Source organism: Agathobacter rectalis ATCC 33656 (assembly GCF_000020605.1).
Taxonomy (GTDB): domain Bacteria; phylum Bacillota; class Clostridia; order Lachnospirales; family Lachnospiraceae; genus Roseburia; species Roseburia rectalis.
This window is the reverse complement of the sequence record NC_012781.1, coordinates 1,966,998-1,982,136: the sequence shown is the minus strand read 5'-3', so window position 1 is coordinate 1,982,136 and position 15,139 is coordinate 1,966,998. Positions and strand designations below refer to the sequence as shown.

Below are 15,139 nucleotides of genomic sequence, written 5' to 3'. Positions count from 1 at the left end.
TATGGGACTGATGAAACCAAGAGTGAGCAGTTATGTGGACAGAGGCAATGAATTGATTGCAAAGGGCAAGACCAAGCAGGCAATGAACCTGGTGAGTCACGGTCTGCAGTATTACTCAGAGAGGGTTATCGACAGCATATCTCCATACGCCAAGAACGACGCGGGACTGATAGTTTTAGTCCTGCGCCACCTGGCAGATGAAGTCGAGAAGAACAACCCAGGAGCAAAGGAACTGGCGGCTGGTATGGAGAAGTGCGTAGGCAAACCTTCCCTGCAGGAGATTGAAAGAATTAAGAAACCGAACAGAAAGTAAGGAGGCAGAATGAATACACCGGAGAGTGATATGGAACAGATGAAATTTGCGAGAGAATGGGTAAGAGCGCATGCTGCAAAGAAGATGGCAAAGTATGAGAAAAAGCTGAGAAGAGCTGCAAAGGATTTCTTCGGGCATCCGGTAGCAATCGCATATTTGAAGCCTGGCGTGATGCTTGAGATTAAAGATACCGGAGAAAAGGCAAAGATTGTAGCGGACGAAGAGAAAGGATAAGCGATATGGCAAGAGGTTTCTTATACGTGTATGAGCGGATATACAAAGGAGAGACTGAGATGCAGGCTGAGTTCCGGAAGATACCGGTCAACGGTAAGCGAACCTCAGTAGCAGATCAGAAGAGAGTCCGGAAGATTATCTCAGATAACGCATATAGAATAGCGCAGGAATGCTCGGTGCTGGTGAGCTATCCAAAAATGAGAATTGAAGGTACTGCAGTCAACTTGGAAGATGCGAACATCATGCTCCCGGACTGCAGAATCATCAGCATTGAAGAATTGAAGAAAATTGAGCGGGGGGGGGTGAAATAGGTGCGAAGGCACAAAGAGACCGAAGAGGAAGCGGTAAAGAGGCGGCAACAAATGTATGGATGCAATGGAAAGTGTTGCGATAGAGTAATTGATCCGGAAACGGGCGAAGGCCAGTATTTCATATGTGGTGGTATAGATACCTGCGACGAAACAAGGGTAGGCGAGTTTATAGGAATGGTAGGAGCAGTACTGTTTATCGTCCTGGCACCGATCATGTTTATAGCGGGAATAGTAGCTTTGATAGTGTTTGGAATATAGGAGAGCAATAATGGAATGTGATGTAAGAAAGGAGTGATAAAATCCCATGAGGTCCCATGATCCGTTCGGGACTTGCAGGAACTGCGGGTGTCATATTATGTGGGTTAAGACAAAGGCTGGAAAGAATATGCCGGTAGACCCAACGATGATCAGCTACCGCAGGCCAGGAGCAGGAGTGAAGGCAAAGGAGAAGATAGTTACGCCGGAAGGCGAGGTCGTATGTGCTGATAAGGTATCATCCGAGAGCGCAGAAGGCTTTGGCTACATATCACACTTTGCCACCTGCAAGGCAAGAAACCGTTGAGAAAAAGAAAAGCCGCCCCTTTGATAGGAACGACTCGTGACTGAGAATATTATACTCGCAAATGCGAGCAAAGTCAAGGAGGCGACATTATGGCAACGGAGAATAAGGAGAAGGCAAAGGGCGAAGCAATCTTCCCACTAACGCAGGAACAGATCAACCAAATAGCTGCTATCGGTGCCAAGGAAGGTGTAAGGGCATACAAGGAAGAGCAGAAGAAGGAAGAGCGTAGGAGAAAGAAGGAAGATAGCAAAGTCAGAAAGACAAAGAAACTGCTCAGCTCGTACAGAAGAATCAAGGCGACATTATCGGATGGAGAGCAGTTCACTCCGGAGGAGCAGGCAGAACTGAGATGGAAGTTCATTGAGGACCTTATGGGAAACACAAGAGAGATAGCAGGAAAGTCCGAGAGGACAATCAAAGATACGGAGCGCAAGCGTGAAGAGGATTTATACTGCGTGTTCCGGATAGAAAAAGCGACCGAAATGTACCGTGAGGAGTGCGAAAAGAGCGGAAGCGAAGAGGCGAAACGCCGTTATAGAGAGTTAAGCATGATGTACCTGGACGAAAAGCCTTATACGGTGCAGGAGATTTCGGAAGTAGAAAACATAAGCGATAAGACCGTCTACAAGGACATAGGAATAGCATGTGGCATTGTGGCTATTTACTTACTGGGTGCGGATTTCTAAACGCTCCCTGTGGCTGTAAAACAACCTGGTAGAAAATGAGTAGGTTGCATAAAGAATTACCAAGTGGTAATATGCTAATTAGCCGATAACCCAAATGTCACCCCTAAAAATAGCCAGTTGTATTTCTTCCCAACGGCAGGCACGGCAGGGCGAAATCCCTGCCAGTTAGCCGAAGAGGAAATATGAACAATCGGTTAAATAAGGCTATTTCAGTGTACTTAGGCAGGTCTGTATAGTATAATAAAACTATAAACAACCAGCATAAAAGGAGTGATTGAGATGGCAATTTGGATTAGCAGGTATAGCAACAAGGAATTACAGAGTGGCAAGTATTACCCGGTAGGAATAAGCATCGGAACACCGAAGTTTCCGCTGGGATACACGCTGAGGAAGCAGTGCTACTCACTGGCACCGAAAGGCTATATGCTGAATATGGAGCTTGACAGATTCAAGCCTGCATATTACGAGAAGTTGGAAGGTATCGGCACCGACAGAATTATTGATATGGTCGAGAAGATGAATACGGAGGCAAGAGCAGAAGGGAAAGAACTTGTGCTTCTCTGCTACGAAGATGTGAGAGTTCCAGGAGACTGGTGTCACAGAACCGTATTCGCTGAGTGGTGGGCGGAACAGACCGGAGAACTGATTGAGGAGTTATACGATCCGTCAGAGCCGAAGGTCAAGAAGTCTGCAGTCAAGAAAGAAGGCAAGGAACCTGTCAAGAAGGCAGTCGAAGCCAGGAAGGAAGAACCTGGTTACGAGCAGCTGAGTTTGTTTGGTTTGGCAGGGATTTAATCATAACATCCGGAACTGGTGTAAGTAGCACGTGGCTATTCCATAGTTAAGGTCCTGTTCATCGCAGGGTTCCGGTCCAAAAACAACGGCATCGCATCCGAAAGGGTACGGTGCCTTATTTGTTATCACGGAACGTACCTCAGTGTCCTTCGGGTCTGAGGTCTTTTTTGTGCAATATGCTGAGGCAGGTATCAAAAATCCCCGGGTCAGTACCAGGGAACCGCCTCGGCTTTTTGTATATATTGAACAATTTTTAGGGAAGGAGACAAGGATATGGCATTTTTTATGGATCCGGGAGCAATGTTCCTGGGGTGCTTAGGTCCGTCGGAGCAGAAGTTTCTTGTTACTCTGATAGAGACTGCAGCAAAGTCCGGATATACAAGGTTCGTTGAGCCGTGTGCCGGTACCTTTGCAATGGCGAACCTGGCAGTACAGAATGGGTTTAGGCCGGAGCAGATCGAGACCAGCGACGTCAATATGATGTCAACAGTCCTCGGATATGCGATTACCGGCCAGTCATTAGAGCCACTGGAAATCCATGCACAAGGCTTTAGTGACGAAGAGCTTCTTGACCCGGCAACGGCATTGTATGCGCAGCTGTACCTCAGAACCTCGAAGAATGCGGGCAATGATTATTTCTATCAGATACTCACAGACCTACGCCTCAGACGAGAGGAACACATCGAGAGTATCAATCGGCAGATAGAGGTAATCAAGAATCTGCTAGGTGGCATGAGCTACAGACCATTGGATATGTGGGAGCATCTGAAAGAGGTGCTGGACGATCCGCACGCTTTGGTTATTGCAAACCCACCGACCTACTTCTCCGGATATGAGAAGTTCTACGACACACAGGGCAAGATGACCTGGAAGGAACCGCCGTATGAACTGTTTGATCCGGAGACAGGGCACCAGCAGTTCTACGACCTCTGCATGGATGCAAAGGCGTTGGTTATCTGTTACCAGGAGAAGAGAGCGGGCGAAGCGGTAGGATATACGATATATGCTCGCTCCGGCACGAGAGCAGATTTGAATGCTTACATCACTACGAACCGGGAGGTAGAGGCAACCGCCCTGGCAAACGGCAAGAAGATAAAGCGCCCGGCAGAGAGTAAGTTACAGCCGTTAGACTGCAGTATGCTTCCGAGAGATTATGTGATCCGGGAAGATAGCAGGGTACAGGTTATCCCGATTAAGTCAGCAGAGGCTCAGTATTACAGAGAGTTATGGACTCACAATTTTGTCGGTTCATCGGCGACGTTCAACAGGGCATTGCTGATTGATGGCTATGTGGCTGGGGTATTCGGCATCTCGAAGATGGCGGCAGACAGCGTATTCGTTTGGTACGTGATGAAGGTGCCACACAAGACATACCGCCTCGGCAGGCTGTGTTATATGCTGGCGCAGAACAGAGATTTTGTAGATACACTCCTGGACAATATCGAACAGGAGAAGGTCACAAAGATGCGCACCGCAATGCTTACCAGGTACCCGGAGAACAAAGAGGTACGAGGCATCATGAAACTGGTAAACAGGGTTGAGGACAAGAAGAACGGCTACAAGCTCACGTATGAGGCTGAACTAGTAGAGGGAAGAACCGAACAGCAGACGCTTCAAGAATGGCTAAGGAGGGAAAACGAATGGCAGAAGAACAGAGCAAAGGCATCCAGCAAATCGAAGGATGCGAAGTAATCTATGATATGGGTTCCGGCTTGGTGATCGCCAAGGTTCCGCTGGATAAGGTTAAGGAGCAGGACATCAACGCCAGGATAATGAAAAACGAGATGCAGGATCAGTTGACCGCTAATATCAAGAAGCGAGGACAGCTGGAAAGCCTGCCTCTTTTTGTTTTGGTGGATGGCAAGCTGGAAATCATCAGCGGCCACCACAGAGTAAAGAGCGCACGTGCTGCAGAGATGAAGGAAATCATCGCTATTGTCGATGTGTCCGGTCTCTCACGAAGCAAGATTGCGGCAAAGCAGCTGGCACACAATGCAATTTCCGGTTTCGACGACGACAGTACGTTGAGAGAAATCGTGAAGATGATAGACGATGTGGACGATATGATTGAGTCATTCGTCGGCAAGGAGATCATGGAAGAACCGCTGGAACAGTACGACAAGATGCTGAGTCCTGCGGTTCAGTTTGATTTTAAGAATGTGACGTTTACATTCCTTCCGCACCAGGTAAAGGATATGGACGCACTGGTTAAAGACCTGGAATCAAAGGCTCCGGACATTGTGGGCGTGGCATCCTACGAGCAGTGCAAGGGATTTGTGGAGACACTTAGCAAATATCAGAAGTTTACGGACATCCGAAACGTCGGTGCGGCTATCCACTCCATGATTGAGAACGCCGCTCAGAAGATGGACGACTGCGGTTTCACAGAGGAAGGAGAATGGACCTACCTCGCTAAACTGTTTGGCAGTAATGCGGTACCGGGTGAGTCCGCTTCCGTTATTCAGCAGGCAATCAAGAAAGCTGAGAAGGAAGGGACAATCACGAGTAAGAACAGGTGGCAACTGATCGAGTACCTATGTGCTGACTACCTCAGTGGCAGGTAGTTAATGTATGGCAGCTAAGTCAAAATACAATGCCCCTTACCACGATAACTGGGCGTGGTCTTTGGCTGCAATGGGTGCCACCAATGAAGAGATCGCCCTTGCCATGGGAGTCTCCGAACGAACCATTATGCGATGGGCCAAGGAACACGAATCATTCGGCAAGGCGCTTGGAGAAGGTAAAGGCGTATCAGATGCGAAGGTAATAAGGAGTCTCTACGAGAGGGCTACCGGCTATGAGTACGAGGAAGAGAAGAAAATCATTGAGTATGACAAGGACGGCAATGTGAAACCGGTCAAGATTGAAAAGACCAAGAAGCACGTACCGCCGGATGTCACGGCTCAGATATTTTGGTTGAAGAACCGGCAGAGAGACCGCTGGCAGGATAGACCACAGGACTATGTGGATCAGACCAGCGACAATGATGCGGAGGTTCAGATTTACCTTCCGGATAATGGGAGGGACGATTGATGAAAGAGAAAATCGTATTAGCTCCGCAGAAAGGACCGCAGGAAATGTTTTTAGCGACCTCTGCGGATATTTGCATTTATGGAGGCGCTGCAGGCGGAGGAAAAACCTTTGGACTGCTGTTAGAGCCGCTTCGGTACATGAACAATCCGGACTACAACGCAACTATCTTCCGACGTGACTACACGCAGGTAACATCTCCAGGAGGCTTATGGGATAGTTCACGAAAGATTTACCGCTACGTGAAAGGTTCCCGGCCGTTAAAGACACCAAAACTACACTGGACTTTCAAAAGAGGCGCATCGGTCAATTTCGCCCACCTCGGACGTGATGAAGATTGCGACGACTGGCAGGGCTCACAGCTCACGATGATAGGATTTGACGAGCTGACGCACTTTAGCGAGTACCAGTTCTTTTATATGCTGTCTCGAAACCGTACAGATTCCGGTGTAAAGCCGTATGTACGAGCCACCTGCAACCCGGACGCAGACTCTTGGGTTGCTGAGTTCATTTCCTGGTGGATAAACCAAGAGACCGGCTACCCAATACCGGAACGGTCGGGAGTGATCCGCTGGATGGTGCGGCTGAATGAGGTCGTTACCTGGTTTGACAGCAGGGAAGAGGCAGTGCAGGGAGCTATCGAGAACGGTGTCAAGCCGGAACAGGCTGAGACGATGCCTAAGAGCGTGACGTTCATTGCGAGTACGCTGCATGATAACAAAATTCTGATGAAGAATGACCCAGGGTATTTAGCCAACCTGCAGGCGATGACTCTTGTGCAGAGAGAGCGACTACTGCATGGCAACTGGAAGATTAAAGCCGCCGCAGGTTTGATGTTCAAGCGAGTAAAGGTAAATATGCTGGAAGAGATACCGCCCGATGTTATCAAGTGGGCGAGAGGCTGGGACCTTGCGGCAACATCTGAGGATGAAAAGGGAGACCCGGCATACACAGCAGGCGTGCTGATCGGAAAGAGAAGAAACGGACGGTACATTGTGGCCGACGTTATCAATCGCCGGTTGAGTTCGTCCGATGTGAGAGAAATTATAAAGCAGACCTGCATAGCCGACAGGGCGAAATACGGAAGGGTAGCAACAAGACTTCCGCAAGACCCAGGCCAGGCAGGTAAAGACCAGGCACAGAGTTTTATGAAGCTCTTGGCCGGTTTTACTGTTAAGTGCATTCAAGAGTCCGGAGACAAGGTGACGAGAGCAGAACCGTTCTCGGCACAGTGGTTAGGGCTCGAAGGCATGGATAAGGGCAATGTTGATGTGCTGATTGCACCGTGGAATGAAGAGTATTTCAACGAGTGCGAGAACTTCCCACAGTCGAAATTCAAGGATATGGTGGATGCAAGTTCGTCGGCATTTACAGAGTTGGAGAGTGGTGCTACATACTCAGCACCGCCTAAGGATAGCCAGTTAGGCAAGAGCAGTTATTGGAATAAGTGAGGTGAGAACAGATGGCTAACAAAGAAATCGGTCGCATAGGTCAGCGACGCTACGGAGGAACAATCTATGAGGAGTTCCTTCACGAACTGAGAGGCACACGAGGAATAGAGGTCTACCGTGAAATGTCTGAGAATGACGATGTGGTAGGTGCGATCCTCTTCGCTATCGAGATGCTGGTAAGACAGTGCGACTGGAATGTAGAGCCGGGAGGCGACACCGCAAAGGACAAAGAGGCTGCAGAGTTCGTAGAAAGCTGTATGCACGATATGCAGGACACCTGGACGGACACAATTTCGGAAATCTTATCTTTCCTCACTTACGGTTGGAGCTTCCACGAGATCGTGTATAAGCGCCGTATGGGAAATACGAAGAACCCAACCACGAAGAGTAAGTACACGGATGGTTTGATTGGATGGAAGAAGTTACCTATCAGAGCGCAGGAAACGCTCTACAGATGGGAATACGACAACGAGGACAATCTGCTGGGAATGACTCAGATGCCGCCTCCGGACTTTGGTACCTACACGATACCAATGAGTAAGGCTTTGCTGTTCCGTACAAAGAGCAGGAAGAACAACCCGGAAGGACGAAGCATTTTGAGAAATGCTTACCGATCCTGGTACTTCAAGAGAAGAATCCAGGAGATTGAAGGAATCGGCATTGAAAGAGACCTTGCAGGACTCCCGGTAATGCACGGACCGGAAGGGTTAGACCTTTGGAACGATGATATTGAGGACAACAAGCAGACACGAATTGCGTTGGAAAATATGGTAAAGAGTATTCGCCGAGACGAGATGGAAGGTGTGGTACTTCCGGCAGGATATGAGTTGGAGCTGTTAAGTTCCGGCGGCACCCGACAGTTTGACACGAATGCGATCATCAACCGCTACGATACCCGAATTGCAATGACGGTACTGGCGGATTTTATTTTCTTAGGGCATTCAGAGACCGGTTCCTGGGCGTTGAGTTCCGATAAGACGGAGTTGTTCGCTATGGCAATCGGTGCATTCCTAGACATGATCTGCGAGACATTCAACAGCCAGGGCATCCCGCCGTTGATCGATATTAACGGTGAACATTTTGCAGGCATCACGGAGTACCCAAAGATGTCCCACGGCGACATTGCAGATGTGGACGTAACGAAGGTCGCGGCATTCATCAAGGATATGACTGGCATCGGAATCTTAGTACCGGACGACGGACTGGAAGATTACATTCGCCAGGTCGGACACCTGCCGGAGAGGACAACGGACGACAGAACAGTAGACCAGCGGCGTAAGCAACAGGCGGAGCAGAACCAGCCACCGGAGCCTGAGACAGCCGCAGGAAGCGATGGAAACGACGAAGGCGAAGAAATCCCCGACAATGTGGCGGAAGCCGCTAAAAGGCGATTAGGAAGGAGCGGTGCAAATGGCAATAAGGTTCATACGGCCAAAGCGAATACGCAAGGCAAAGACACCGGGCAGTCAAGAAGTCCTACGCAGACTTGAAGAGTACCTGCAGAACGAATGTGACGAACCGGTTGAAATCCTATGCGGGTTTTGGCAGGATCAGCAGGATGCCATCACGTACCAGGAACTCCGAAAGGCAGTAGCGGACGGAAGCCTCAGCAAAGAGACATTAGAGGCTTGGCAACAGGATTACTCAGTGCTTGTTGCCGAGAGATTACAGTCAATGTGGACGCAGGCAATGGCAGCGGGACCAACCGGGCAACCAATCCTGGACGGTCTCGCTTTTGAGTTTGACACTCAGACACCTGGCGTTCTCGACTGGATCGGTGAAAGAGGAGCTGAGTTTGTTACCCGATGCACAGAAGAACAGAAGGACGCAATAGCGGCACTCCTGGAAAAGAAAATGAGAGAGAGCCATACAGTAGATGAACTGGCAAGGCTCATTCGTCCATGCATCGGTCTGACAGAGGGTGACGCAAGAGCAAACGCCAGGTATTATGACAATATCGTGGCTACGATGCGAAAAGAGCATCCGAGAATGAAGATTGAGAGCATCCGCCGGAAGGCATTGGACGCTTCTCAGAAATATGCAGAGAAACAGCACCGGGCCAGGGCGTTCACAATCGCTCAGACCGAGAGTGCTTTTGCTTATAACCGTGGAGCCGATGAAGGCATACGCCAGGCACAGGGCGAAGGGTATCTTGGAACGATGGTAAAGAGATGGAGTACATCCGGAGACGATTCGGTGTGCGACATCTGCAATGCGCTGGAAGGTACTGAGGTAGATATGGACTCCGACTTTGATTTCAAAGGAAAGGTTCTGTTTGCAGGACAACATATGTTACCACCTGCACACCCGAGATGTGCCTGCGCTATCGAGTATATCGAAGTGGCTGCACCGAGAGGAAGGAAGTGAGAAAGTGAAGAAGTTCTCTGATTTCATCAAGAAGTCTGCAGAACCGCAGAAGAAAGAGCCTGCCAGCAATGTGATTAAAGGCAGGTTTAAGATTGCCAAGTCCGACGACGACAAGCACCTGGCATTTGGCTGGGCGAATGTGGCTATCCGTGCTGACGGAGAAGAGATTGAGGACTGGCAGGAGGATATCATCGAGCCGGAAGAACTGGAAAACGCAGCATACCAGTATGTATTACTCTATCGTGAAGGCGGAGAAATGCACGAAAGAGGCGGAGCTGCAGTCCTGGTTGAATCCGTGGTATTCACGGAAGAGAAAATGCAGGCAATGGGAATCCCGGCAGGCACTCTTCCGATTGGTTGGTGGATCGGCTTCAAAGTAACCGACGAGGATGTATGGGAAAAGGTTAAGGACGGCACATATCCGATGTTCTCAATCGAAGGAGAAGCCGAGAGAGTCGAAGTAGAAGATGAAAACACCTTGTAAAAATGGGGCGTATTGAGTTTTTCAGCAGTCTTAACCTTATAATTCCACATACGAGAGTGTAATAAGGGCATAGGTAGTTCACATTATGGAGACAAATCTAAGCAAAAAGAACAAATTGATAAAACAGATCAGCAAGGCATCCGATATGGTGCCTTTTTCTGATTTCCTGCTCGAATTTATGGACCGCTACGGTTTGAATAACCTGCAAGAGTCCACAGTAGAGCAGTTAGAAGAGTTTATCAGCAACAGAAACATCATTCCGTTATTAGGAGAGGCACCGCAAAGGTGTCTTTTTTAATATAAATCTTGCGGAAAGGAGGAAGCAAAGTGGCAACAAAGTTAAAAAATCTCAGAATCAGCAAGGTTGATTTTGTAGATGAAGGTGCAAATCCGGATGCTCACATTAAGCTAACAAAGAGTAAAGGCGAAAAGGGGCAGTCCACAGGAGAGAATGGCGATAAGAATGGTTTTGTCAGCCGATTGTTCGGTTTCATCGGCAAAAAGGCCGGCATGAACCAGGAAGAGATCGACAGTGCAGTAGAGGAAGTTCTGAAAGGCAACTCTGTTAGTTTCAACGAGCGTTTCAATGAAATCAAGAACAGAAAGATTGCTGATGAAATTTGGGATATATGCTACGCACTGCAGGCAAGCCTCTGTTCGATTCTGAATGATGAGGAGCTGGATAGCACCGGCGCAGCAACAGCGATGAATGAGAGCCTTGACGAGTTCACTGCAGTAGTGAAGGAAGCGATTAGCAACTGGTCCGGCGGAAAGGTAATCAACATCGTAAAGAGTGACGAGGTGACGGAGAGTGACCTGGCAATGATGAAGTCTGCGGCTGCAAGGCTGAATGACAACATCGAGAAGGCACAGACCGCCGCTGGAAAGCCTGCCGGTGAAGGAGACGATCCGGAGGTAGACACAGAGGACAAAAAGGACCAGGGCAAAAAGAAACAGTCGAAAGGAGACAACGAAGATATGAAGATCGACAAGAGCAAAATGACCCAGGCTGAGCTTCTCATTCTCGAAGATATTGAGAAGAGATACGGCGTGGAAGACGACCCGGCTCAGACAGAGCAGACTCCGGAGGGAAAACCTGCGGTAACAAAGTCTGTTGAGAAGCCTGAGCAGAACCAGGAAACACCTGCAGATGGCGAGGACATCTACAAGGGACTCAATCCTGCTGTTAAGGCAGAAATCGAAGCACTCAGAAAGTTCCGTGAGGATGCTGAGAACAGAGAACTTGAAGCCGCAGCAGGCAAGTATGAAATCATCGGCAAGAAGAAAGAGGAGCTTGTACCTATGCTCAAATCTCTCAGAGCTACCGGTGGAACTGCATACAACGATATGATCGCCGTTCTTGATGCCACCGTGGAAGCGGTCAACAAGTCCGGCGTTTTTTCCGAGGTAGGCAAGCCCGGCCACGGCTCTGTGCACGTAAGTGATGCAGAGGGCAAGATCGAAGGTATCGCCAAGAGCTATATGCAGAAAGAACCTTCCATGAGCTATACGGATGCGCTGGCTAAGGCTTGGGAAGATAACCCGGACCTTATGGACGCATACGACGCTGAGGAAGGATTTTAAGGAAGGAGGAAAAGACCATGGCAAAGAGAAACTTCAACGGCTCACAGATTAACCAGTCTGTGACAATCGCAGAGCAGGCCGGTGCTGCTATCGACGATGTGAGAAACCTCATTCTCAAATATGACGAGAATGGAGATGTAGTCGTAGCAACCGACGGCACAGCACCTATCGTAGGCATTGCAATTATTGAGGCAGGCTATAACGACATCTCCGGAGCAGAGTCCGGAAAGGTTGCAAAGGGCGACCAGGTAGATGTTCAGATTAAGGACATCGGCTACATTCTTGCTGGCGGAGCCATCAAGAAGGGCGAAGAGGTAACTGCAACCGCAGGAAAAGCAACAAAGGCAGCTGACGGAGATTATGTGATCGGCGTGGCGCTCAGCAATGCAGCTGAGAATGACTATGTTAGAGTTCAGATTTCCAAGTATCAGAAGAATGCCACAAAATAAAGAAGGAGGAAATGGTAAATGAAAAGAACAACGAAAAGCATCCAGGCAGAAATCGCAAAGGGTGCATTTAGACCGCACACAGCGCTTTCAACAATGGCGCTGGCTTACTATCAGCAGGAAACAACATCTTTTGCAAAGAATATGTTTCCTGTTTGCCCGGTGCAGCTGTCCTCTGACAATTACTATGTATTTGACAAAGAGGATTTGTTACGTGATAACTGGAATAGAAAACCGGCATACGGTTCAGTTGACCCGGCAGTAATCTCAGAGCATACAGAGAACTATGCCTGCCACGTAGATCAGATGATGATGGGTATTGATAATATCCGTCAGACAGACCTTAACCGCAGACAGGGACCTCACACCAAAGACCCACGCCAGCAGAGAACTAAGGTGATTGCAACACAGGCAAACATCCACCAGGATGCAGAGTTTTCAAAATCTTTCATGCGCAAAGGAGTATGGAAAAACGAGGCAACAGGCACCGATTCCGTGTCTGTTACATCCGGACAGTTTATCAAGTTCAGCAACGGAAACAGTGACCCGATCGCTTTCTTCCAGAACAAAATGACTGAGATCAATGAGGAAACCGGCCGCACCCCTAACAGACTTGGATTGGGTGTAAACGTCTACAATGCGTTAAAAGAGCACCCGGCAATCCTCGAGAGGGTAAAATACGGCGGTTCTACTCCTAACCCGGCAAAAGTAAATCTTAACGTACTGGCACAGCTCTTTGAAATTGACAGAATTGTCCTCGACAGAACTGTTCAGAACAAAGCTGGATTAGGACAGAATGCAGATATGGGATATATCGGGGATCCGAACTCATTCCTGTTAGCATATGCGACAGACACACCTTCCGTCGAGGAGCCTTCTGCAGGTTACATCTTCACATGGGATATGCTGGAGAATGGAATTTTGCTTCCGATTCTGAATTATCCTGGCGCACCGGGAACACATTCAGAGCTCGTTGAGGGTCTTATGGCATACGACATGAAGAAAACCGCAGATGATCTCGCATTCTTCGGTTGCGACGCTGTATAAGGAGGTTCGCCATGAAATTGATTGCAAAGAAACGCTGCAGTTATGGCGGCAGAAAATTCTTCGCAGGGGATGAAATCCCGGCAGACATTGTGTTAAATGTCGAGAGGGAAGAAAAACTCGGCGTAATCTCAATCGCAAATGACGAAGCAGGGGTACCGGAACAGTCCGGTGCCCTTTATTCGCAGGAGCAGGTAGACAAGATGATGGCCGATGCAGTCGCCAATGCAAGCAAAGGATTTACGCAGGAGCAGGTGGACGAGATGATCCAGTCCGCAGTCGCAGAGCTTAAACCGTTCGACTCCGACAATGCTGGTTTTACCGTGACAGTCAAGGGCGAGGGTGACAATGTGACGGCGGTTTCCTGCAGTGCAGAGGATATTCAGTCTGTGGTCGATGTACTGCAGATGAATGCGGACGATGGTGCAAAGGCAGTAGCCAACGTACAGTCCGACAGCGTTCTGATTTTGCTTCACGCCTTAGACACACGCGTTACAGTCAAGAAAGCGGCTCAGAAACAGCACGACACTTTATTCTCCGCTGACGGCAATTCAAACGAATCCGTAGGCGGTAACGCAACCACAGACAGCATTACGGAGGGAGCTGATACCTAATGTCAAAAGGTGCATACACATATGAGCCGGGAAACATCACGGAGTTTGGCAAAGACCGTATGAGGTTTGAACTTGGAGACACGATGGTAGAGGGCCTGGCAGATACGACGGCATTGACCGACGAGGAGATACAAGCAGCAATCGACGCATACCCGAATAAGTGGAAGCGTGCGAAGCTGATGCTTCTTGAAAGTTTGTGCCGTCGTTTTGCGTATGAGGTCAACACAAAGACCGGTCCTCTCAGCCTGGATATGAATGGCAGGGCGAAACTTTGGAAAGAAGATTACGACAAGCTGAAAAAAGAGGTCCAGGCAGAATCAGTGTCAGTGCCACGGTTCGGAAATGGGGTAGATGGTCCGCCTTACTTCCATACCGGAATGCACGAAAACGAGAGGGTGTGGAACGGATGATAAATGCGAGATTTATGTATTTAAGGCCGGGAAACTTATTCAAGGATTTTGTTGTCGAGTCAAATACGCAGGTTGTAACAGCGAGCGGAAGGGTAGTAAACGACCCGAAAGGAGACGGCTCAAAGATCATCAGAGGATGTCTTGCCGAGTCCACGAAGGAACAGAAGGAATCTCATTCAACGAGAGACCGTGTTTGCACCCATACGATTGTGCAGGCGGGAAGTCCGGAAGCAAAGAAGTCCGATAAACTCATACTCGGAAATCGCACGTTTTACATCATCGACCTGGACGAGGTGGGTAGCTTGGGTATATCCACAATCTACTACGCCGAGGAAAGGAAGGATGTCAAGTGAAACTGTGGAACGATGGAAAAGCAGGGAGCGCAGGAAGTGCCATAAGGGCAACAGTCAAAGGACAGGTAGCCAAAATCAACCGGCAAGTCGTAGCCAGGGGCGTTAGGGCAGTGAATGCTATGAGAAACGCAGAACTGGAAGTGCTAAAAGGTCAGAGAAGCGGGCGAACATATCGCAAGCCGCACAGCAAAGCGACCTACACAGCTTCGGCACCAGGAGAACCACCGGCAAGACGTACAGGAAATCTCCGTATGCACTGGAATGGCCAGGTAAAGAGCGAAGGCAGTACCGCTGGTGGCGGAGTCCAAATCATTGCAGAGCTGGAAAGCCAAGAGAAGTATGCTGGCTACCTTGAAAACGGAACGAAGAAAATGGCAGCAAGACCATTCGTAGACAAGATCAAGGAGAAGGCAACCCCGGAAATTGAGAAAATTTACAAGGAGCCGTATGGCTAA

At 49.0% G+C, this 15,139-nt stretch carries 22 protein-coding genes; all 22 read left to right on the top strand.

Features of this window, described 5'->3' with window-relative positions; translation table 11 throughout:
- The first annotated feature begins 1 nt into the window (after position 1).
- The 22 genes from EUBREC_RS09595 (at position 2) to EUBREC_RS09490 (ending at position 15,139) form a co-directional block, all read left to right on the top strand.
- Positions 2-313, top strand: coding sequence for a hypothetical protein (locus EUBREC_RS09595; RefSeq protein ID WP_012742961.1), 312 nt, complete (start codon positions 2-4; stop codon positions 311-313).
- A 9-nt stretch (positions 314-322) separates the two neighbouring features.
- Positions 323-547 (top strand): hypothetical protein, encoded by a 225-nt coding sequence (locus EUBREC_RS09590; protein WP_012742960.1) that lies wholly within the window; start codon positions 323-325, stop codon positions 545-547.
- Positions 548-552: 5 nt separating this feature from the next.
- Positions 553-858 carry a hypothetical protein gene (locus EUBREC_RS09585; protein WP_012742959.1) on the top strand — a complete coding sequence of 102 codons (306 nt, stop codon included), beginning with the start codon at positions 553-555 and terminating at the stop codon, positions 856-858.
- A gap of 51 nt (positions 859-909) precedes the next feature.
- Complete coding sequence (locus tag EUBREC_RS09580) at positions 910-1,116, top strand: hypothetical protein (protein ID WP_041254097.1); 207 nt, start codon at positions 910-912, stop codon at positions 1,114-1,116.
- A gap of 97 nt (positions 1,117-1,213) precedes the next feature.
- A complete protein-coding gene (locus EUBREC_RS09575) occupies positions 1,214-1,420 on the top strand; it encodes a hypothetical protein (RefSeq protein WP_012742957.1) in 207 nt (68 codons plus the stop codon).
- 89 nt (positions 1,421-1,509) lie between these two features.
- The gene (locus EUBREC_RS09570; protein ID WP_012742956.1) at positions 1,510-2,106 is read left to right on the top strand and encodes a hypothetical protein; all 597 of its coding nucleotides are present in this window, start codon (positions 1,510-1,512) and stop codon (positions 2,104-2,106) included.
- 279 nt (positions 2,107-2,385) lie between these two features.
- Complete coding sequence (locus EUBREC_RS09565) at positions 2,386-2,901, top strand: hypothetical protein (protein WP_012742955.1); 516 nt, start codon at positions 2,386-2,388, stop codon at positions 2,899-2,901.
- Positions 2,902-3,174: 273 nt separating this feature from the next.
- A complete protein-coding gene (locus EUBREC_RS09560; RefSeq protein ID WP_012742954.1) occupies positions 3,175-4,593 on the top strand; it encodes a putative antirestriction adenine methyltransferase in 1,419 nt (472 codons plus the stop codon).
- A gap of 8 nt (positions 4,594-4,601) precedes the next feature.
- Entirely contained in the window at positions 4,602-5,465 is an 864-nt protein-coding gene (locus EUBREC_RS09555) for a ParB/RepB/Spo0J family partition protein (protein ID WP_306718470.1), read from the top strand.
- A 7-nt stretch (positions 5,466-5,472) separates the two neighbouring features.
- Positions 5,473-5,934 (top strand): helix-turn-helix domain-containing protein, encoded by a 462-nt coding sequence (locus EUBREC_RS09550; protein WP_012742952.1) that lies wholly within the window; start codon positions 5,473-5,475, stop codon positions 5,932-5,934.
- Positions 5,934-7,382 carry a phage terminase large subunit gene (gene terL / locus EUBREC_RS09545; protein ID WP_012742951.1) on the top strand — a complete coding sequence of 483 codons (1,449 nt, stop codon included), beginning with the start codon at positions 5,934-5,936 and terminating at the stop codon, positions 7,380-7,382. Before EUBREC_RS09550 ends, terL begins: the two co-directional genes overlap by 1 nt.
- 11 nt (positions 7,383-7,393) lie before the next feature.
- Positions 7,394-8,872, top strand: coding sequence for a phage portal protein family protein (locus EUBREC_RS09540; RefSeq protein WP_012742950.1), 1,479 nt, complete (start codon positions 7,394-7,396; stop codon positions 8,870-8,872).
- A complete protein-coding gene (locus EUBREC_RS09535) occupies positions 8,793-9,749 on the top strand; it encodes a phage minor head protein (RefSeq protein ID WP_012742949.1) in 957 nt (318 codons plus the stop codon). The genes EUBREC_RS09540 and EUBREC_RS09535 overlap by 80 nt, the downstream gene beginning before the upstream one ends.
- A gap of 4 nt (positions 9,750-9,753) precedes the next feature.
- Positions 9,754-10,233: an XkdF-like putative serine protease domain-containing protein gene (locus EUBREC_RS09530; protein ID WP_012742948.1), complete on the top strand. Its 480-nt coding sequence runs from the start codon at positions 9,754-9,756 to the stop codon at positions 10,231-10,233.
- A gap of 85 nt (positions 10,234-10,318) precedes the next feature.
- A complete protein-coding gene (locus tag EUBREC_RS09525) occupies positions 10,319-10,531 on the top strand; it encodes a hypothetical protein (RefSeq protein ID WP_012742947.1) in 213 nt (70 codons plus the stop codon).
- 29 nt (positions 10,532-10,560) lie between these two features.
- Positions 10,561-11,817, top strand: a complete 1,257-nt coding sequence (locus tag EUBREC_RS09520) for a hypothetical protein (RefSeq protein ID WP_012742946.1) — start codon at positions 10,561-10,563, stop codon at positions 11,815-11,817.
- Between the two features lie 17 nt (positions 11,818-11,834).
- Positions 11,835-12,266, top strand: coding sequence for a structural cement protein Gp24 (locus EUBREC_RS09515; RefSeq protein WP_012742945.1), 432 nt, complete (start codon positions 11,835-11,837; stop codon positions 12,264-12,266).
- Positions 12,267-12,284: 18 nt separating this feature from the next.
- Positions 12,285-13,310, top strand: coding sequence for a hypothetical protein (locus EUBREC_RS09510; RefSeq protein ID WP_012742944.1), 1,026 nt, complete (start codon positions 12,285-12,287; stop codon positions 13,308-13,310).
- Positions 13,311-13,321: 11 nt separating this feature from the next.
- Positions 13,322-13,921: a hypothetical protein gene (locus EUBREC_RS09505; RefSeq protein WP_012742943.1), complete on the top strand. Its 600-nt coding sequence runs from the start codon at positions 13,322-13,324 to the stop codon at positions 13,919-13,921.
- Positions 13,921-14,331, top strand: coding sequence for a hypothetical protein (locus EUBREC_RS09500; protein ID WP_012742942.1), 411 nt, complete (start codon positions 13,921-13,923; stop codon positions 14,329-14,331). Before EUBREC_RS09505 ends, EUBREC_RS09500 begins: the two co-directional genes overlap by 1 nt.
- Positions 14,328-14,684 carry a hypothetical protein gene (locus EUBREC_RS09495; protein WP_012742941.1) on the top strand — a complete coding sequence of 119 codons (357 nt, stop codon included), beginning with the start codon at positions 14,328-14,330 and terminating at the stop codon, positions 14,682-14,684. The genes EUBREC_RS09500 and EUBREC_RS09495 overlap by 4 nt, the downstream gene beginning before the upstream one ends.
- Positions 14,681-15,139 (top strand): HK97-gp10 family putative phage morphogenesis protein, encoded by a 459-nt coding sequence (locus EUBREC_RS09490; protein ID WP_012742940.1) that lies wholly within the window; start codon positions 14,681-14,683, stop codon positions 15,137-15,139. Before EUBREC_RS09495 ends, EUBREC_RS09490 begins: the two co-directional genes overlap by 4 nt.